The organism is Sphingomonas ginsenosidivorax (assembly GCF_007995065.1).
Taxonomy (GTDB): Bacteria; Pseudomonadota; Alphaproteobacteria; order Sphingomonadales; family Sphingomonadaceae; genus Sphingomonas; species Sphingomonas ginsenosidivorax.
Window position 1 is genome coordinate 813,685 of sequence record NZ_VOQR01000001.1, and the last position, 17,674, is coordinate 831,358.

At 68.0% G+C, this 17,674-nt stretch carries 21 protein-coding genes and 3 tRNA genes; 12 read left to right on the plus strand and 12 right to left on the minus strand.

The features are described from left to right. Positions 1-20: 20 nt before the first annotated feature. The 7 genes from FSB78_RS03600 (at position 21) to FSB78_RS03630 (ending at position 6,040) form a co-directional block, all read left to right on the plus strand. Positions 21-1,067: a Leu/Phe/Val dehydrogenase gene (locus tag FSB78_RS03600; protein ID WP_147080038.1), complete on the plus strand. Its 1,047-nt coding sequence runs from the start codon at positions 21-23 to the stop codon at positions 1,065-1,067. Between the two features lie 106 nt (positions 1,068-1,173). After that, the gene (gene ccmC / locus FSB78_RS03605) at positions 1,174-1,899 is read left to right on the plus strand and encodes a heme ABC transporter permease CcmC (RefSeq protein ID WP_147080040.1); all 726 of its coding nucleotides are present in this window, start codon (positions 1,174-1,176) and stop codon (positions 1,897-1,899) included. Positions 1,900-2,010: 111 nt separating this feature from the next. Beyond that, complete coding sequence (ccmE, locus tag FSB78_RS03610; RefSeq protein WP_147080042.1) at positions 2,011-2,442, plus strand: cytochrome c maturation protein CcmE; 432 nt, start codon at positions 2,011-2,013, stop codon at positions 2,440-2,442. A gap of 13 nt (positions 2,443-2,455) precedes the next feature. Then, positions 2,456-4,369: a heme lyase CcmF/NrfE family subunit gene (locus tag FSB78_RS03615; RefSeq protein ID WP_147080044.1), complete on the plus strand. Its 1,914-nt coding sequence runs from the start codon at positions 2,456-2,458 to the stop codon at positions 4,367-4,369. After that, positions 4,366-4,893 (plus strand): redoxin family protein, encoded by a 528-nt coding sequence (locus tag FSB78_RS03620; RefSeq protein WP_147080046.1) that lies wholly within the window; start codon positions 4,366-4,368, stop codon positions 4,891-4,893. Before FSB78_RS03615 ends, FSB78_RS03620 begins: the two co-directional genes overlap by 4 nt. 107 nt (positions 4,894-5,000) lie before the next feature. Further along, positions 5,001-5,402 carry a cytochrome c-type biogenesis protein gene (locus FSB78_RS03625; protein WP_147080048.1) on the plus strand — a complete coding sequence of 134 codons (402 nt, stop codon included), beginning with the start codon at positions 5,001-5,003 and terminating at the stop codon, positions 5,400-5,402. Further along, on the plus strand, positions 5,402-6,040 hold the full coding sequence (locus FSB78_RS03630; protein ID WP_147080050.1) for a tetratricopeptide repeat protein: 639 nt from the start codon (positions 5,402-5,404) through the stop codon (positions 6,038-6,040). The genes FSB78_RS03625 and FSB78_RS03630 overlap by 1 nt, the downstream gene beginning before the upstream one ends. Here the strand turns inward: FSB78_RS03630 and FSB78_RS19065 are convergent. Further along, complete coding sequence (locus tag FSB78_RS19065) at positions 6,037-6,189, minus strand: hypothetical protein (RefSeq protein ID WP_158637960.1); 153 nt, start codon at positions 6,187-6,189, stop codon at positions 6,037-6,039. The two genes, FSB78_RS03630 and FSB78_RS19065, sit on opposite strands and share 4 nt — an antisense overlap. 140 nt (positions 6,190-6,329) lie before the next feature. Between FSB78_RS19065 and nadC the strand changes: the two genes are divergently transcribed. Further along, the gene (nadC, locus tag FSB78_RS03635; protein WP_147080052.1) at positions 6,330-7,163 is read left to right on the plus strand and encodes a carboxylating nicotinate-nucleotide diphosphorylase; all 834 of its coding nucleotides are present in this window, start codon (positions 6,330-6,332) and stop codon (positions 7,161-7,163) included. An 11-nt stretch (positions 7,164-7,174) separates the two neighbouring features. Next, entirely contained in the window at positions 7,175-7,885 is a 711-nt protein-coding gene (locus FSB78_RS03640; protein WP_147080054.1) for a ribonuclease T2 family protein, read from the plus strand. A 13-nt stretch (positions 7,886-7,898) separates the two neighbouring features. Here the strand turns inward: FSB78_RS03640 and FSB78_RS19070 are convergent, their stop codons facing one another. The 9 genes from FSB78_RS19070 to aroA all read right to left on the minus strand — a co-directional run bounded on the left by FSB78_RS19070 (position 7,899) and on the right by aroA (position 15,927). After that, complete coding sequence (locus FSB78_RS19070) at positions 7,899-8,165, minus strand: hypothetical protein (protein WP_158637961.1); 267 nt, start codon at positions 8,163-8,165, stop codon at positions 7,899-7,901. A gap of 61 nt (positions 8,166-8,226) precedes the next feature. Beyond that, on the minus strand, positions 8,227-8,640 hold the full coding sequence (locus tag FSB78_RS03645) for a DUF4112 domain-containing protein (protein WP_147080056.1): 414 nt from the start codon (positions 8,638-8,640) through the stop codon (positions 8,227-8,229). A 5-nt stretch (positions 8,641-8,645) separates the two neighbouring features. Beyond that, on the minus strand, positions 8,646-10,094 hold the full coding sequence (locus FSB78_RS03650) for an ABC transporter substrate-binding protein (protein WP_147080058.1): 1,449 nt from the start codon (positions 10,092-10,094) through the stop codon (positions 8,646-8,648). Beyond that, positions 10,094-10,177 (minus strand) — tRNA-Leu (locus tag FSB78_RS03655). The genes FSB78_RS03650 and FSB78_RS03655 overlap by 1 nt, the downstream gene beginning before the upstream one ends. A 34-nt stretch (positions 10,178-10,211) precedes the next feature. Beyond that, the gene (locus FSB78_RS03660) at positions 10,212-10,493 is read right to left on the minus strand and encodes an integration host factor subunit beta (protein WP_147083989.1); all 282 of its coding nucleotides are present in this window, start codon (positions 10,491-10,493) and stop codon (positions 10,212-10,214) included. Between the two features lie 144 nt (positions 10,494-10,637). Then, a complete protein-coding gene (rpsA, locus tag FSB78_RS03665; RefSeq protein ID WP_147080059.1) occupies positions 10,638-12,356 on the minus strand; it encodes a 30S ribosomal protein S1 in 1,719 nt (572 codons plus the stop codon). Positions 12,357-13,060: 704 nt separating this feature from the next. Further along, positions 13,061-13,723, minus strand: a complete 663-nt coding sequence (locus FSB78_RS03670; protein WP_242007980.1) for a hypothetical protein — start codon at positions 13,721-13,723, stop codon at positions 13,061-13,063. A gap of 237 nt (positions 13,724-13,960) precedes the next feature. Then, on the minus strand, positions 13,961-14,584 hold the full coding sequence (gene cmk, locus FSB78_RS03675) for a (d)CMP kinase (protein WP_147080061.1): 624 nt from the start codon (positions 14,582-14,584) through the stop codon (positions 13,961-13,963). Then, positions 14,581-15,927: a 3-phosphoshikimate 1-carboxyvinyltransferase gene (gene aroA, locus FSB78_RS03680; protein ID WP_147080063.1), complete on the minus strand. Its 1,347-nt coding sequence runs from the start codon at positions 15,925-15,927 to the stop codon at positions 14,581-14,583. The genes cmk and aroA overlap by 4 nt, the downstream gene beginning before the upstream one ends. 108 nt (positions 15,928-16,035) lie before the next feature. Here aroA and FSB78_RS03685 point away from each other — a divergent pair, with 108 nt between their 5' ends. Together FSB78_RS03685 and FSB78_RS03690 are read left to right on the plus strand one after the other, a co-directional pair. Next, on the plus strand, positions 16,036-16,365 hold the full coding sequence (locus tag FSB78_RS03685) for a TIGR02300 family protein (RefSeq protein ID WP_147083991.1): 330 nt from the start codon (positions 16,036-16,038) through the stop codon (positions 16,363-16,365). 100 nt (positions 16,366-16,465) lie between these two features. Further along, positions 16,466-16,541, plus strand: a tRNA-Ala gene (locus FSB78_RS03690). 92 nt (positions 16,542-16,633) lie between these two features. Here FSB78_RS03690 and FSB78_RS03695 read toward each other — a convergent pair. After that, positions 16,634-17,131, minus strand: coding sequence for a hypothetical protein (locus FSB78_RS03695; RefSeq protein WP_147080065.1), 498 nt, complete (start codon positions 17,129-17,131; stop codon positions 16,634-16,636). A gap of 82 nt (positions 17,132-17,213) precedes the next feature. On the opposite strand from FSB78_RS03695, the gene FSB78_RS03700 reads away from it, so the two are divergent. Beyond that, positions 17,214-17,290 (plus strand) — tRNA-Arg (locus tag FSB78_RS03700). An 85-nt stretch (positions 17,291-17,375) separates the two neighbouring features. Here the strand turns inward: FSB78_RS03700 and FSB78_RS19715 are convergent. Continuing rightward, positions 17,376-17,585, minus strand: a complete 210-nt coding sequence (locus tag FSB78_RS19715; RefSeq protein WP_338419954.1) for a hypothetical protein — start codon at positions 17,583-17,585, stop codon at positions 17,376-17,378. Positions 17,586-17,674 lie beyond the last annotated feature (89 nt).

Here is a 17,674-nt window from a genome sequence, read left to right on the forward strand (position 1 = left end):
AATCCCCCCGAGGTAAACCCATGACCAGCTGGGGCTTTCCCGACTTCGACGACCACGAAGGCGTCCATCTCTTCACGGATCCCGCATCGGGCCTGCAAGCCGTCATCGCGGTGCACTCGACCGCGCTCGGGCCGGCAGCGGGTGGCGCGCGCTTCTGGCATTATTCCGACAGCGACCGCGCGATCACCGACGCGCTGCGCCTGTCGCGCGGCATGAGCTTCAAGAACGCGATGGCCGGGCTCGAGCTCGGCGGCGGCAAGGGCGTCGTGCTCGCGGCCAAGCCCGGCGACACCATCACTACCGCACAGCTCGAAGCGTTCGGCCGTGCGGTCGAATCGCTCGGCGGCCGCTATGTGACCGCCGAGGACGTCGGCATGTCCGAAGAGCGGATGAAGGTCATTGCCGGCCAGACGCGCTACGTCTCCGGCCTGCCGGTCGCGAGCGGCGCGGCGGGCGGCGATCCGGGGCCCTACACGGCGCTCGGCATCTATCTCGGCGTCAAGGCGGCCGCCCAGCGTGGCCTCGGTGCGACCGACATGAAGGGCGTGCGCGTCGCGATCCAGGGCGTCGGCTCGGTCGGTGGCGGACTCGCACGGTTGCTCGCCAAGGACGGTGCGGTGCTGACGCTCGCCGATGTCGACGAGGGTCGCGCGCAGAAGCTGGCAGGCGAGCTCGGCGCGACCGCGGTCGCGGCCGAGGCGATCCTGACGACCGAAGCCGATATCTTCAGCCCCAACGCGCTCGGCGCGATCCTGACCGAATCGTCGATCGCGGCGTTGAACGCCAAGGTCGTCGCCGGCGGCGCCAACAACCAGCTGAGCGTCCGCGAGGACGGTCGCCGCGTGCACGAGCGCGGGATCCTGTACGCGCCGGACTATGTCATCAACGCGGGCGGCATTATCAATGTCGGTCTCGAATATCTCGGGCACGGCGACGAAGCCGAGGTGAAGGCGCGGATCGCGCGTATTCCGGAGCGGCTGGTCCAGGTCTGGGACGAGAGCGACCGCACCGGCGAGCCGGCGTCCGACGTCGCGGACAGCATCGCGCGGAAACTGATCGGGCGGTGACGCCATCGCCGTGGACGCTGACATTCGGCTGCGTCCACGGTTTTGGACAGGCGGGGCTGCAACTCCCGCGTGACGCACCGCATTTTCGTCTTTAAGATCAGCGCCAGTGCCGACGCTTCACGCCTTTGCCAATCCCGCGCGCTTCCTGAAGATCGCCAGGCCACTCACACCTGCCTTGTTCTGGGCCGGCGTCGTGTTGGTCGCGATCGGGTGCTGGGCGGGCCTGACGCAAACGCCCCCCGACTATCTGCAGGGCGAGACCGTCCGCATCCTCTACATCCACGTCCCCGCCGCCTGGCTCGGCATGGGCGGGTGGAGCGGGATCGCGATATCCAGCATCATGTTCCTCGTCTGGCGGCACCCGCTCGCCAACGTCGCGGCGCGTGCGATCGCGATGCCGGGCGCGGTGTTCGCGACCCTGTGCCTGATCACGGGGTCGATCTGGGGCCGGCCGACCTGGGGGACGTGGTGGCAGTGGGACGGGCGGCTGACGTCGATGCTGCTGCTGGTGTTCGTCTATCTCGGCTATATGGCGCTGGCGCGTGCCGATGCGGATCGTGGTGGCGACGGGCGCGTGCCGGCGATCTACGGCATCGCAGGGTCGGTGCTGCTGCCGATCATCCGCTATTCGGTGGTGTGGTGGAACACGCTGCACCAGGGGCCGAGCATCGGGCTGACCAGTTCGACGATCGCAGGCTCGATCCTGTGGCCGCTGCCGATCATGCTGGCGGGTTTCACCTTCGTCTTTGCGGCCATCGTGCTGATGCGGATGCGCGCGACGCTCGCGACGTTCAAGGCCGAAGCGCGGATGCGCCGGATGGCGCGCGCGTGACGGTGGCAGCATGACTCCCTGGCCCTTCGTCATCGCCGCCTATGCCGTGACGCTCGGCGGCGGCGCGCTGGTCGCGGTCGTCAGCTATCTCGCGATGCGGAGGGCCGAGAAATGAAGGCCAAGCATCAACGCCTCACGCTCGCGCTGCTCGCGCTGGCCGCGGTCGTGATCGCCGGGCTGCTCGCGCTGTCCGCGCTCAAGGACCAGGCGGCGTTCTTCTACGCGCCGTCCGACGTGCGCCGCGACGGACTGCCGCTCGGCCGTGCGGTCCGGCTGGGCGGGATGGTCGAGGGCGGATCGATCAAGCGTGCCGCCGACGGCGTCACCGTGCACTTCGTCGTGACCGACGGCCAGGCGACGACCCCGGTGGTGTTCGCCGGCATCGTCCCCGACCTGTTCCGCGAAAAATCCGGCGTGGTCGCCGAAGGCCAGTTCCAGCCGAACGGCAGCTTCGTCGCGTCGAACCTGCTGGCCAAGCATGACGAGAAATACATGCCGCCCGAAATGGCGGGCAAGATGCACGAGACGAAAACCCTGAAATGATGGTTGCGCCGACATGATGGCCGAAGCGGGACTTGCCGCGCTGTGGCTGGCCGGTGCGCTGGCGGCGCTGCAGCTGGTCATGGCCGCGATGGCGGTCGCACGAGACCGGGCCGAGGTCGTCGCCGCGGTTCGCCCGGTTGCGATCGTGCAGGGCGTGCTCGCGCTGCTCGCGATGGCGGCGCTGGTCTGGGTGTTCCTCGACTCCGACATGTCGGTGAAGCTGGTCGTCGAGAACAGCCATTCGGCAAAACCGTGGATCTACAAGTTCGCCGGCGCCTGGGGGAACCATGAGGGGTCGATGCTGCTCTGGGTGACCATCCTGGGGCTGGCTGGCGGCGCGGTGGCGATCTTCGAACGCTCGCTGCCCGAGCGCACGCTGATCGCCACGCTCGGCGCTCAGGCGGCGATCGCGCTCGGTTTCTATGCGTTCCTGCTCTTCTCGTCGAACCCGTTCGCCCGGATCGTGCCTGCGCCGGCCGACGGCCTCGGCCTCAATCCGCTGTTGCAGGACCCCGGCTTGGCGTTCCACCCGCCGACGCTCTACACCGGCTATGTCGGGCTTTCGGTCGCCTTCTCGTTCGCGGTCGGCGCGCTGGTCACGCGCGATGTCGGCCCGGCGTTCGCGCGCGCGATGCGGCCCTGGGTCCTGATCGCGTGGATCTTCCTGACGCTCGGGATCACGGCCGGATCCTATTGGGCCTATTACGAGCTCGGCTGGGGCGGCTGGTGGTTCTGGGACCCGGTCGAGAACGCCTCGCTGATGCCGTGGCTCGCCGCGACCGCGCTGCTGCATTCGGTGACCGTGCTGGCGACGCGCGACGGCCTGCGCGCCTGGACGATCATGCTCGCGGTGGTCGCGTTCTCGATGTCGATGATCGGTACGTTCCTGGTGCGCTCGGGCATCCTGACGAGCGTCCACGCCTTTGCCGTCGACCCCGAGCGCGGCGCGTTCATCCTCGCGCTGCTCGCGCTCTACATCGGCGGTGCGCTGGCGCTGTTCGCCGGGCGGATCGGGACGGTGCGTGCGGGCACGACCTTCGACCCCGTCAGTCGCGAAGGCGGATTGGTCGCCAACAACCTGCTGCTGTCGGTGATCCTGGGGATCGTCCTGATCGGGACGCTGTACCCGATCGTCGCCGCGGGCTTCGGCGTCCAGCTGTCCGTCGGCCCGCCCTTCTTCAACAAGGCGGCGGGGCCGATCGCGTTGCTGCTCGTCGCGGTCATGGCGGTGGGGCCGTTGCTGCGCTGGCGCCGCGACGATGTGCGTGCGGTGATCCTGCGCGCTGCGGGGCCGATCGTGGCGGCGGTTCTTGTGGCGCTCGCGCTGTTGCCGATCTGGCCGGGCCTGTTGCCCTGGGCCGGGTTGTCGCTCGCGGCGGGGCTCGCCGTGGCGAGCGTCGCGCCGCTCTGGAAGCGCAACCTGCGCCGGACGCCGCTTTTTACCTATGGCATGGTTCTCGCGCATCTCGGCATCGCGGTCAGCCTCGCGGGGATGGCATCCGACAGCGCGTTCACGAAGGAGACGCTGGTCGCCGTCCGTGCTGGCGAGGCGGCGCGCGTCGGGCCCTATACCGTCACGCTCGACGGCATCACGCCCGTGATCGGCGAGAACTGGTCGGCGCTCGAGGCGCGGCTGACCGCGCGGCGCGGGGACGGGTCACGAATCCTCCGTCCGCAGCTCCGGTTCTTCGCCAATCCGCCGACCAACACCAATGAGAGCGCGATCCTGACCGTGCTCGACGGCCAGCTCTATACCGTGCTCGGCCAGCCGGACGGGCAGGGGCGCTGGCAGCTGCGGCTATGGTGGAAGCCGTTCGTGACGCTGATCTGGCTGGGCGGCGCGATGATTGCGATCGGCGGGCTTCTGTCGTTGCTGGGCCGCGTGCGGCGTGAGCGACGCGTCGCGCTGCGGGAATCCTGGGCATGAAGCGTTTCGCGCTATGGGCGCCCCTGGCGATCTTCGCGCTGTTGTTCGCGGTCGTCGCGAGCGGGCTGATCCGTCCGGCGAGCAAGACGATCAAGTCGGCGATGGTCGGCAAGCCGCTGCCCCGCTTTTCGCTCCCGGCGATCGTCGCGGACAAGCCCGGCGTCACGAGCGCGACGTTCGGGCAGGGGCAGCCGCGGTTACTCAACGTCTTCGCCAGCTGGTGTGTGCCGTGCATCGCCGAAGCCCCGCAGCTAATGCGGCTGAAGGCGCTGGGCGTGCCGATCGACGGGCTGGCAGTGCGCGATACCGGCCCCGCGGTGACGGCGTTCCTGAAGCGCAATGGCGATCCCTATGCGCGGATCGGCAGCGACGCACAGAGCACGGTGCAGCTGTCGCTCGGTTCGTCAGGCGTGCCCGAGACGTTCGTGATCGACGGCCGCGGCGTCGTGGTAAAGCAGGTGATCGGCGACATCCATGCGGATGACGTGCCGGCGATCCTGCAGGCCGTGAGGGACGCGCAGTGACGAGGATACGGTCCCTCCGTCATCCCGGACCTGGTCCGGGATCCACGGTGCCGCGCACCCCATGGCTTCGGCGCCTGCCGCACGACGGACGCCGGACCAAGCCCGGCATGACGGCGATTTTGGCCGCGGGGTTGCTACCCTTTGCAGCGGTCGCCCAGCCGTCCACGCCGCCGGCGCACTACGCCAACGTGCAACTCAGCGACCCCGCGAAGGAAGCCTCGGCCAAGGCGCTGATGGAAACGCTGCGCTGCCTGGTCTGCCAGGGCCAGTCGATCGCGGACAGCGACGCCGACATGGCGGCCGACATGCGCGCGCTGGTGCGCGAGCGGGTCGCGGCCGGCGAGACGCCCGAATCGGTCCGCGCCTGGCTGATCGCGCGGTACGGCGATTACGTGACCTATGATCCGCCGCTCTCCGGAGTGACGTGGCCGCTCTGGCTGGCACCGCTGGCGTTGCTCGCGATCGGCGGCTGGATCGCGCGGTCGAGCTTTCGGCGGAGGACGCGCTGATGGGCTGGATCACGCTCGCCATCATCGGGGCCGCGACCTTCGGTCTGCTCGTCCTGCTCAGGGTCGACAGGCTGGTGTGGACGATGGTCGCGTCGGCGTTGATGCTCGGCGCTGCGGGGTATGCTCTGCAGGGCTCGCCGTCGCTGCCCGCGCATCCCGTCGTCACCGCGCTTGCACCGGCACCCGACGATAGCGAACTGACCGATCTGCGCGACCGCATGCTCGAGCGCTATACGGGTCAGGCCGCGTATCTGGTCGCCGCCGATGCCATGACGCGGGTGGGCGATCGCCGTGCCGCGGTGCGCGTGCTGCTGGGCGGTCTGCGCGTCGACCCCCGCAGTCTCGTGCTGTGGACCGGGCTGGGCGAGGCGATGGCGGCGCACGACGGGAACCAGGTCTCGCCGCCGGCGCTCTTCGCCTTCCAGCAGGCGATGCGAATCGCCCCGCGCCATCCTGCGCCGCCCTTCTTTCTGGGTCTGGCCTATGTCCGTGCGGGCAACCTGGAAGCGGCGCAGCCTTATTGGGCACGGGCGTTGGCGCTGACGCCTCCCGGTATCTCCTATCGCGAGGAGATTGCGATCAGGCTGGCCCTGCTCAATCGGGTGCTCGCGACGCAGGACGAACCCGCGGGGCGTTAACGCTCGGCCGAACGACGGTCTGCGAGGTCGGTCTGGTCGATCGCTTCGGCGATGCGGATCGCGGTCATCCTGTGCCCCAGGCTGTCCGCCAGCGTCAGGGCCTGTGTCAGTATAGCGCGCAGATCAGCGTCGTCCCGGATCGTATCCATGGTCATGTCTCTCGATTACCCGAGCAGCCGAACTACCGGTGCCCGTGACGAGTTCCGGTAGCAAACCCGTCTAGTGTGCGATGCAGCATAATTCGAAACACCCTAGTCGTCGCGGTTCCTTTTGTGGCACCGCCGCCGGTATGATGGATTTCGATATCGACGCGTTCGTCGCCGCCACGCTTGCCGAAGACCTTGGCGCGATCGGCGACATCACCTCCATGGCCGTCATTCCCGAGGATGCGCGGTTCACCGGCGTGATGGACAGCCGCGATCCCATCGTCGTCGCCGGCCTCGGCCTCGCCGAAGCGTTCTTCCGCGCGCTCGACCCGGCCGTGACGATCGAGCGGCTGGTCGAGGACGGCCAGCAGGTGGCGGCGGGTACCGAGCTGCTGCGCCTGGAGGGACTGGCGCGCGCAATGCTCACGGCGGAACGGTCTGCGCTCAATACCATGCAGCATTTGTCCGGGATCGCGACGATGACCCGCAGCTACGTCGACATGATCCGCGGCACCGGCGCGATCCTGCTGGATACGCGCAAGACCATCCCCGGCCTTCGCGTGCTCGAGAAATACGCGACGCGGATGGGCGGTGCGCAGAACCACCGGATGGGGCTGTGGGATGCGGCGATGATCAAGGACAACCACGTCGCGGTCGCCGGCGGCGTGGCGGAGGCGGTCCGTCGTGCCAAGGCCGCCGGGATCGAATCGATCATCGTCGAGGTCGATCGCGTCGACCAGATCGAGCCGGCCCTGGCCGCTGGCGCGACCCACCTGCTGCTCGACAACATGACGCCGCCGATCCTGCGCGGTGCGGTGACGCTGGTCGGCGGGCGCGTGCCGACCGAGGCATCGGGTGGCGTGCGGCTCGATACCATCCGTGCGATCGCCGAAACCGGGGTCACCTATATCTCGGTCGGGCGATTGACGCAGTCGGCACCTGCGGCCGATATCGGTCTCGACTTCGCAACCGCCTGAGGGGCAGCGCCATGATCCGTCTCGTTATCGCCGCCACGGCGTTGCTGGCCCCCGGTATCGCCGGCGCGCAGGCCTATAGCTGCTCGGCGCCCACCGGCGCCCTCACGGTCCATCCCGACCTGCCGTCGGCAGAGCAGCCGGCACGCGACATCCCAATCGGCAGCTATACGCTCGCGATCACCTGGGCGCCGCAATATTGCCGCGACAACGCAGGCCGCCCAGCCTCGGCTGTCCAGTGCGGCGGCGGCAACCGGTTCGGATTCACGCTCCACGGGCTGTGGCCAGACGGGGTGGGCAAGACGTGGCCGCAATATTGCAAGGCGGCGGGGATCGTGCCCCAGCCGGTGCTCCGCAAGCATCTGTGCGCCACGCCCTCGGCGCAACTGATGCAGCATGAATGGGCGAAGCATGGGACGTGTATGCCCGGGTATCGCCCGGCGAAGTTCTTCGCGCAGTCGGGCGCGCTCTATGCCAGGCTGCGTTATCCGGATATGGACGCGCTGTCGCGCGCACCGCTGACCGCCGGTCGGTTCGCCAACGCCATGGCGCGGGCCAATCCGGGGCTCGGCGCGCAGATGATGCGCATCACGGCGACCCGGCAGGGCTGGCTCGACGAAGTCTGGATCTGCCTCGATCGCCGGTTCCGCTATCGGCGGTGCCCGGTGCATCAGGGCGGGCTGGCGCCGGCCGCAACGTTGAAGATCTGGCGCGGCGCCCGCTAAGGCGCTGCATCGATCAATTGGGCTTTTGACCGGTACTCGTCATCCGATAGGTCGCACGGAACTGGTCAGCCCCGTCCGCGGTGTACGCATCGAACGCCTTCCAGGCCGCGGCGGTGTTGCAGACACGCGTTGCCATAATCGTCCCGGTCGGCATCAACGACCGGCAGGTCTTACGTTCCTTGGCCGGTTTGGCGTCGGACGTCGTCTTGTCTTGCGCAGTTGCCGGCGAACCAAGAACCGCGGCACACGTCATCATCGCAACCAGTTTCCACCGAGTCATCGCCCGCTCCGCCCATGATATCGGACGGAGCGTAGCACGTCAGATCAACAGAGGAATAGCGTCAGCCGTCGAGCGTGACCGTTGCCGGGTAATGGCGATCGAGATGTTTGTGGATGATCCGCAGGTTGCGCGTGTTCGAGCGAAAGAACAGATCCGGGATCGCGCCGACGAACGGAATCATCCCGAACGCCCAGTCGATGCCGATATTGCCCGCCATCCGTGCGATCTGCGTCTTCGACATGCCGAGATTGCGTGCTTCCCACGCCATCCACGCGCCGATTGCGGCGGCGATGGTGCTGCCGGCGAAGGGAAGGAGGTCGAGCACGACATCCATTCCGACCTTGCGATTGGTGCCGGGAATGACGAACAGCCCCTCCATTACGCGCTCCATCGCCTCGACGCGGCGGCGTACGGACAGCGGATCGCTACCGATGGGCAGGTGGCCGAAGCCGAGGGGCGTGGTGCGCTGGGTCATGCCTGTCAGTTGGTGTCGGCGCGCAGGCGGTTCAACGGGTGCCACGCGCGAACGTTGGGCTGCCACTGCTGCAGCCTGGTAGAGACGAGTGACCAGCGCAGCGGCCGGGCCAGGGGAATGAACGCGACGTCGGCGTTCATCGCGGCGTCCGCCTCGGCGATCCGCTGGGCGCGGGTCGCGAGCGTCGGGGCCTGGCGTGCCGCATCCAGGGCAAGCTGTGCCTCGTCCCCGCACAGCATGCACGCGGTCGCCAGATACCAGCGCCCGCTGTCATAGGGCGCGACGGCGTCAACGAGCTTCAGGTCCGCGGGCGCATCGAGCGCGACGCGCTCCGACGCGATACCGATCCGCGACAGCGACGCCGCGACATAGGCGTAGAGCAGCGTGGCGCCCGGACCCGCGGGCAGCGCGATACGCAGACGGACGGGACCTTCGGTCCAGCCGGCGACCTGTCGCGCTGCTGCGGCCTGACGCTCGGGCTGGGTGAGCAGCGTCCAGGGCGGCACTTGCGGCAGCGCGGCGGAATCGAGGATGTCGGGCAGGATCCGGTCGGCCGGCGCCCAGTTCGGCGCGATCGCGGCGGTCAGTGCGGTGCGGTCGATCGCCTGCGCCACCGCCGCGCGGTTGGCCGGCGTCGCCAGGAAGCCGTCGCGGCTGACGATCGCCAGGCCGAACAGCCCGACCGCTGGGTCGACGCGGACCGCGGCCGGGGCGATGTCGGTCGTCGCGAGCAGCGGCCAGTCGACGAAGCTGCCGCCGCTGACCAGATCGGCCTTACCGTTGGCGAACCGGACGACGCTGCGGGCGGCGCGTTCGCCGATCAGCCGCACATCGTCCTCCGGCTTGATCTGGTTCTGGTCCTCGGGGTCCGCCCGCCCGGGATCGAACGCAGGACGAAGCAGCGGCGAGGTCCCTTTGCGCGTCACGCGGAACGGTCCGCTGCCGCCCGATGGCTTGACGCGCAACAGCGCGAGCTCGGGCTGCGCGAACAGCTTGAGCAGGTCGGGGCGGGGGCGACCGAGGCGGATCTCGATGACTTGCGGCGTCATCACGACGATCTCGTCGATCGCGGTCAGGAACGGCGCCAGCGGATTGCGCGAGCCCGTCGCGATCTGGCGGTTGAGGATGGCGACGACCTGTTCGGCGGTCACCGGCGTGCCATCGCCCCACTCGCCCTCGCGGAGGCGGAAGATGTAGCTCATGCCGCTGTCGGTGACGATCCAGCGCTCGGCCAGCCCGGGTTCGATCTGCCCGGAGGCATCGAAGCGGACGAGGCCCTGTGCGGTCGAATCGAGCATCAGCCGGGTGGGCGTTTCGAGCGGCCCGCGGCTCGGATCGGCAGGGCGGGGTGCCGCGCCGATCGCGCTGACGACCACGGCGCCCGAGTCCGGCCGATGGTCGCAGGCCGCAAGCGCGAGCGCGGCCAGGCACGTGGAGACCCTGAAAATGGTCATGGTGCGGACGGCGGGACTCGAACCCGCACTCCTGGGGAGGGAGATTTTAAGTCTCCTGCGTCTACCGGTTTCGCCACGTCCGCACACCCCGCCAACAAGCGGAGCGGGGCGGATACGTCAAGCGACGTTGAGGCGCGCGCGCATTTCCTTGCCGGGCTTGAAATAGGGCACACGCTTCGCGTCGACCGCGACGATCTCGCCGGTGCGGGGGTTGCGGCCCGTCCGGGCATCGCGGGCCCGGGTCGAGAAGGCGCCGAAGCCGCGGAGTTCGACGCGGCCATCGTCGGCGAGACGCTTGATGATCTCGTCGAAGAAGGTGGTGACGATCGCCTCCACCTCGACCGGCTGGAGGTCGGGATGCGCCCCTGCGACCTTGAGGACCAGTTCGGATCGGATCATCGCGTCGAGCCCCTCGCCTTTTGCCGGAGTAATATTGATATGTATCAATGCCGTTAGCGATAGCAGCATCCGACCCGGTGTCAAAAAAAAAGGCCGGCATGTCGGGGACATGCCGGCCAAAAAGTGCCGAGTCGGCCTTTTTTGTTATTTTTTCTCTGCTTCGGTGCGGGCCTTGAGGGCCTCGCCGAGGATGTTGCCCAGCGTCGCGCCCGAATCGGACGAGCCGTACTGCGCAACCGCCTGCTTCTCCTCGGAGATCTGCATCGCCTTGATCGAGAAGGTCGGCTTCTTGGACCGGTCGAACCCGGTGACCATCGCGTCGAACTTCTGACCGACCTGGAAACGCTCCGGACGCTGCTCGTCGCGGTCGCGACCCAGGTCCGTGCGCTTGATGAAGCCGGTCGCGCCATCGTCGCCCTGCTGCACTTCGAGGCCCGCGTCGCGGACTTCGAGAACGGTGACCGTGACGATCGCGTTCTTGTTCAGCTTGTCGCCTGCTGCCGCGATGCCGCCGGCCGAAGGCCCGCCGCGCTCGAGCTGCTTCATGCCGAGCGAGATGCGCTCCTTCTCGGCGTCGATGTCGAGCACGACGGCCTCGACGGTCTCACCCTTGCGATGCAGGTTGAGCGCGTCCTCGCCCGAAACGCCCCAGGCGATGTCGGACATGTGGACCATGCCGTCGACATCGTTGTCGAGGCCGATGAACAGGCCGAACTCGGTGGCGTTCTTGACTTCGCCCTCGACGGTCGAGCCGATCGGATGAGCGGCAGCGAACGCCTCCCAAGGATTGGCCTGAGCCTGCTTGAGGCCGAGGCTGATGCGACGCTTCTCGCTGTCGACCTCGAGGACCATGACGTCGACTTCCTGCGACGTGCTGACGATCTTGCCCGGATGGACGTTCTTCTTGGTCCAGGACATTTCCGACACGTGGACCAGGCCTTCGATGCCCGGCTCCAGCTCGACGAACGCGCCATATTCGGTGATGTTGGTCACGCGGCCGGTCAGCTTGGCGCCGATCGGATACTTGGCCGATGCACCATCCCACGGATCGCTCTCCAGCTGCTTCATGCCGAGGCTGATGCGCTGGGTGTCCTTGTTGATGCGGATGATCTGAACCTTGACGGTGTCGCCGATGTTCAGAACCTCGCTCGGGTGACCGACGCGCTTGTACGAAAGATCCGTGACGTGCAGCAGGCCGTCGATGCCGCCGAGGTCGACGAACGCACCGTAATCGGTGATGTTCTTGACGACGCCGTCGATGATCTGGCCCTCGGCCAGGCTGAGGATCAGGCCCGAACGCTGCTCGGCGCGGGTCTCTTCGAGAACGGCGCGACGCGACACGACGATGTTGCCGCGCTTGCGGTCCATCTTCAGGATCTGGAAGGGCTGGGGGATGTCCATCAGCGGCGTGACGTCACGCACCGGACGGATATCGACCTGCGAACCCGGCAGGAACGCGACGGCGCCGTTCAGGTCGACGGTGAAGCCACCCTTCACGCGGCCGAAGATCACGCCCTCGACGCGGGTCGTCTTGGAGAATTCGGTTTCCAGCTTGTCCCAGGCGGCTTCGCGGCGGGCGCGGTCGCGCGACAGCATCGCTTCGCCGTGCACGTTCTCGACGCGGTCGACATAGACTTCGACTTCGTCACCGATCTTGAGGTCGGCCTTCTGGCCCGGCGCTGCGAATTCGCGAAGCGGCACGCGGCCTTCCGACTTCAGACCGACGTCGATGACGGCCATGTCGTTCTCGATGCCGGTCACGGTGCCATGCACCACGCGGCCCTCGAAGCTGTCGGCATCGCCGAGCGTCTCGTTCAGCATCGCCGCGAAATCGTCGCGGGTCGGCATTACCTGGGTTGCCATAAAGTTCAGTATTCCTAGTCTGTTTCGGGCCAACCGGTTGTCTCCGGTGGTCTTGGCCTTCGCTGCCGCAGCGACCGAATGCCGTCGCGGCGTCCGCCGGGACGTGACGTGGAGGCAATCGCGGTAAATGCGAAAAGGGCGCGTGAGGACGAGCCTCCGCGCCTTCCTCCACGAGCAAGGCTCGCCGGACGGGATGTTTGTAGCGGATGTGCGCGGTGGGGGCAAGGTGAGGCGCCGCCGTGGTCTCGCACGCGCGAATGTTGAGAATGTTGAGACGATAGCGGTGTTTTGTGCGGGAGGCGCGGCGGGACTGATCGAAGTCGATGGTGGGCGCCTGCGTGGAGGTCGCCCACCATCGCGGGGGGGGGTGACAGATGGCGGGGCGAATCCATGATGCAGTCGATCATGGAAGCGGCATGTAGGACAGCGGTTATGTGCGGTGGACGCACCGACGCCAAAACGCACCACCCCGGCGAAGGCCGGGGCCCGATTGGGATGGTCGACGTGACTAAGGGCATTCCCTCGTTAGTGGCGTCACCCAATTGGGCCCCGGCCTGCGCCGGGGTGGCTTTGCTGTTCGAATGATCGAGCCTGCAACGCCCGTCACCCCGGACTTGGTCCGGGGTCCATGGTGCTGCAAACCAAGGCTTTTCGGATCTGCGGAGACATGGATGCCGGACCAAGTCCGGCATGACGGGGGCAGGTTACTTGGTCTTGGCGGCCTTGGCCGGTTCCGGCGCCGTCACAGGCGCGGTCGGCGCGACCGACGGGGCGGCCGCGACGGCGATCAGCGGGGCGGGGGCCGCGTTACCCGCGAAGGCTACCGGCACGTCCTCGTCGAGCGAGGCGGTGATGATCGTGCCGGCGGGCAGGCGAGCGCTGGTGCCGGTCATGAAGAAGCCGGCGGGCAGGAAGACGAGCGCTGAGACCGCGGCCGCACCGCCGCCGCCGGCCTTGCCCTTGTCGTCCGCGATGCCCGAAATGCGGATCTGGCGGTCGCCGACGCGCAGCGACAGCAGGCGCACGTCGAAATGCCCCGATTTGCCCCACATCCCCTTGTTGCGGACGCTGGTGACTTCGCCGACGCCAGGCGTGCTGACCGGGATCACGACATGGCCGTCGAGCAGGACCGGCTCGGATGTCTCGACCTCGAACCGCTGGCCGACGCGCAGCGCCTTGTTCTTGGTCGTCAGTTCGGTGCGCGTGCGTACCGGGATCTGCGTGCCGATCCGCAGCACCGGGCCGGACGGGCTACCAACAATCATCGCCTGTTGCGGTACAGGAGCGATGGCCGTCGTCTGCGCGAGCGCCATGCCGGAAACGCACGCCGAAAGGGCGCCGATGATGGCGCCGAATTTATTGAACACGTTGAACCCCCGTTCGATTTCCTGCCTGAATAAGGCAAGCCCGAACATGCCATGTCTGCCGGGAGCGTCAATTGGCAGGCGGCGGTTGGGCCGGGGCAATTATGTCCAAAATCGATGGGGTTAATAGTATCCAACCGTCACCCTGGACTTGTTTCAGGGTCTACCGAGTCGCGGGGGTTAGCGCGTGGGGAGAGGTGGATGCTGAACCAAGTTCAGCATGACGGGGAGGGGGCACCGTCAGCGCTTGACGCGCGCATCCACCAAGGCGACCGCGCGCTGGACGCTGGCCTCGATCGACAGGAAGCTGGTGTCGAGCAACGCGGCGTCCGCCGCCATCGCCAGCGGCGCGGCCGAGCGGCCGCTGTCGCGCGCGTCGCGGGCGCGGATGTCGGCGAGGACGCGGTCCTTGCTGATCGCGCTGCCGCGGGCCTGCAGTTCGGCGTGGCGGCGCTGCGCGCGGATGTTGGGGGTGGCCTTCACGAACAGCTTTGCATCGGCCTCGGGCGCGATCACGGTGCCGATGTCGCGGCCGTCGAGGACTGCGCCGCCGGGCTGGGCGGCGAACCGGCGCTGGCGCTGGAACAAGGCGGCGCGGACCAGCGGGTGCGCGGAGACGACCGAGGCGAGCAGGCCGGTCTCGTCGTCGCGCAGCGCCGGGTCCTCCAGCAGCGAGTCGTCGAACGCGCTGGCGGCGACGGCATCGGCCTCGCGCTCGGGGTCGAGCCCCATGCGCTGCACGCTGAGGCCGACCGCGCGGTACAGCAGGCCGGTGTCGAGGTACGGCAGCTTGTAGTGTTTCGCGAGCGCACGCGCGATGGTGCCCTTGCCAGAGGCTGCGGGGCCGTCGACGGCGATGATCATGCGTGCGTCTCTTCGGTAATCTGGGTCAGCGATGCGAGCGTCTGGAAAAAGGCGGGGTAGCTGGTCGCGACCGGCGCGATGTCGTCGATCGTGATGGTCGCAGCGGCGTGGAGCCCGGCGACGACCATGCTCATCGCGATCCGGTGGTCGAGCTTCGACGCGATCGTCGCGCCACCGGGGATCGGGCCACCGCCGGTGCCGGTGATGGCAAGGCCGTCCTCATGTTCCTCGTACGCGACGCCGCAGGCGCCGAGCGCGGCGGCCATCGTCGCGATCCGGTCCGATTCCTTCACGCGAAGCTCGTGCGCGCCGCGCGCCGTGGTGCGGCCGGTGGCGAAGGCGGCGGCGACGAACAGCACGGGATATTCGTCGATCATGCTCGGCGCGAGATTGGCCGGGACGTCGATCGCGGTCAGCGCCGCGTGGCGGACGCGCAGGTCGGCGACCGGCTCGCCGCCGACGGTGCGGGGATCGAGCTCGGCGATGTCCGCGCCCATCATCCGGAGCGCGGTGATCAGGCCGATACGCGTCGGGTTGAGCCCGACGTTGCGCACGACGATGTCGGAGCCGGGGACGATCGACGCGGCGACCAGCCAGAAACCGGCGGAGGACGGGTCGCCGGGGACGGTGATGTCCTGCGGCTTCAGCTCGGGCTCGCCGACCAGCGAGATCACGCGGCACTCGCTGGTTTCCTCGACGGTCAGGTCGGCACCGAAGCCGCGCAGCATCCGCTCGCTATGGTCGCGGGTCGCGACGGGCTCGACCACGCGGGTGATGCCGGGGGTGTTGAGCCCCGCGAGCAGCACCGCGGACTTCACCTGCGCCGAGGCGACGGGGAGCGTGTAGGTGATCGGCACCGCGGGGCAGATCCCACGCACCATTAACGGCAGGCGGCCTCCGGGGGAGGCAGTGATGTCCGCGCCCATCTGCGACAGCGGCTCGATCACGCGGCCCATCGGGCGGCCCGAGAGCGAGGCGTCGCCGGTGAAGGTGACGGTGATGGGGTGGCTGGCGACCAGGCCCATCAGCAGGCGGGTCGAGGTGCCCGAATTGCCCATCTCCAGCGCGGTATCGGGCTGGCGAAGACCGCCGACGCCGACGCCGTTGACGCGCCATATGTCGTCGGCGCCACGCTCTATATGCGCACCCATCGCGCGCATCGCCGCTGCGGTGGCAAGGACGTCCTCGCCCTCGAGCAGCCCCGAGATCCGGCTCTCGCCGACCGCAAGGCTGGCGAACATCAGCGCGCGGTGGCTGATCGACTTGTCGCCCGGGACGGTGAGCGCGCCGGTCAACGCCCTCTCGGCTGGGACGGCAAAGGGCTGGGGAGCGGTATGGGCCATGGGGGCGGGTCTTTGACAGTCGCCTTGTGCTATGGCAAGGCGCGCCCCACTTTGCCGGAGCATGTTCTCGGGCAAATCCAGAACACCCATCCGAAAGGTTCTATCGGCATGATCAAGCCGGAATGGGGCACGAAGCGTTCGTGCCCGAAATGCGCTACGCGTTTCTACGACCTCGAAAAGGCCGATCCCGTCACCTGCATCGAATGCGGCTATGCGTGGGAGCCCGAGCCGATCCTGAAGTCGAAGCAGCCGCTGCCGTTCGAGGTCGCCAAGCCCGACACCAAGAAGCCGGATGCGGATCTGGAAGGTGACGAGGAAGAGGAAGACATCGCCTCGATCACCGGCGAGAACGAAGAGCCGTCGGCCGACGACGAGGTCGACCTCGGTGGCGACGACGACCTGGGCGTGGAAACGCCGACGGACGAAGACGAGCATTGAGTCCAAGGGCACTGAGTTTCTAACTTTTTGGCAGGCGGTGCGCATGCACCGCTTGCCAACCGGGAAGCACCCCGTTAGGGACGCGCTTCCCGAGAGGAATGGGGCCGTAGCTCAGCTGGGAGAGCGTTCGCATGGCATGCGAAAGGTCAGGGGTTCGATCCCCCTCGGCTCCACCATTCCTTCCGTCCCGCGGGACACTCGGAGACTGCGGTTCCGCCGGCTGAGACGGCCGCAACCGCCTCCCACCTACCTCATCCGAGATACCGGCCTACGCCGCTGGCAACGTCGCCTGGATGCGCGCGATCGTCGCGCTCTGGCGATCGGTCTCTGCCTGCGCCTTGTCGCGCAGCGCCGACAGCGCTGGATAATCGGGTTCGAGCTTCGCCGCGCGGTCGGTCGCGCGCTGTTCGATGTCGCCGACCAGCGCCGAAGATTGCGCGCGCCAGTCGTCGAGCCCCGCGAGCAGCGTCTGTGCGGTCAGCCAGGCGTCGCTGCCGACCGCGCCGCCACGTGCCGCCCGCGCTGCCGTCTCCGTCGATCGCGCATCCTTGTCGAAGCCGGCCGTGATGGTCGCGAGCTGCTTCGACAGCCCGGCAATCTCGGCATCGAGCGCAGGGTCGGGCACCGCGACCGCGACCTTCACCTCGGGTTCGCCGAACCCCAGCTTCTCGACCGGACGCGCGCCGAGCGACGGATAGACCGTCCTGTCCTGCGAACATCCGGTGAACATGAGCAGGGCGGCGGAGAGCGTGAGCGTCTTTTTCATGATAATCGCTCTATGCGGGGCAAGTTTTCGACGCAACGCACTTGCGCGATTCGAAACCCGCGTCTAACAGCGCACCTCCACTGCACCCATAGCTCAGCTGGATAGAGCATCAGACTACGAATCTGAGGGTCGGGCGTTCGAATCGCTCTGGGTGCACCAACTTTCCGTGGAAACACGCAGACGGCTTCCATCCCCAACGGGGTGGAGGCCGTTTTGCTGTGTGCGGCCTGAAAACGGCGCGGAGTCAGTCCGATGCGGAGAGCGCGGCGAACCAGTCGGCATAGGGCGTGTTGGCCGCCATGTGGCGGTTCCAGTCGGGTGCGCCATCGTCCCACCAGACCGCGCCGCGCTCGCCCAGCGCCACCTTGGCATGGTTCACGGCCGCCCGGGCCTTCTTGACCGCCGACGCGTCGTCGCTGCGCAAGCCGACGCCGACGGCACGCCGCGCCGTCATGAGGTCGCTGACGAGCTCGGCGCGCCGGTCCTCCGGCAGGGAAGGGTCAGATCGCCGCCACAGACGCCCGCGCACGATGAAATAGCGCC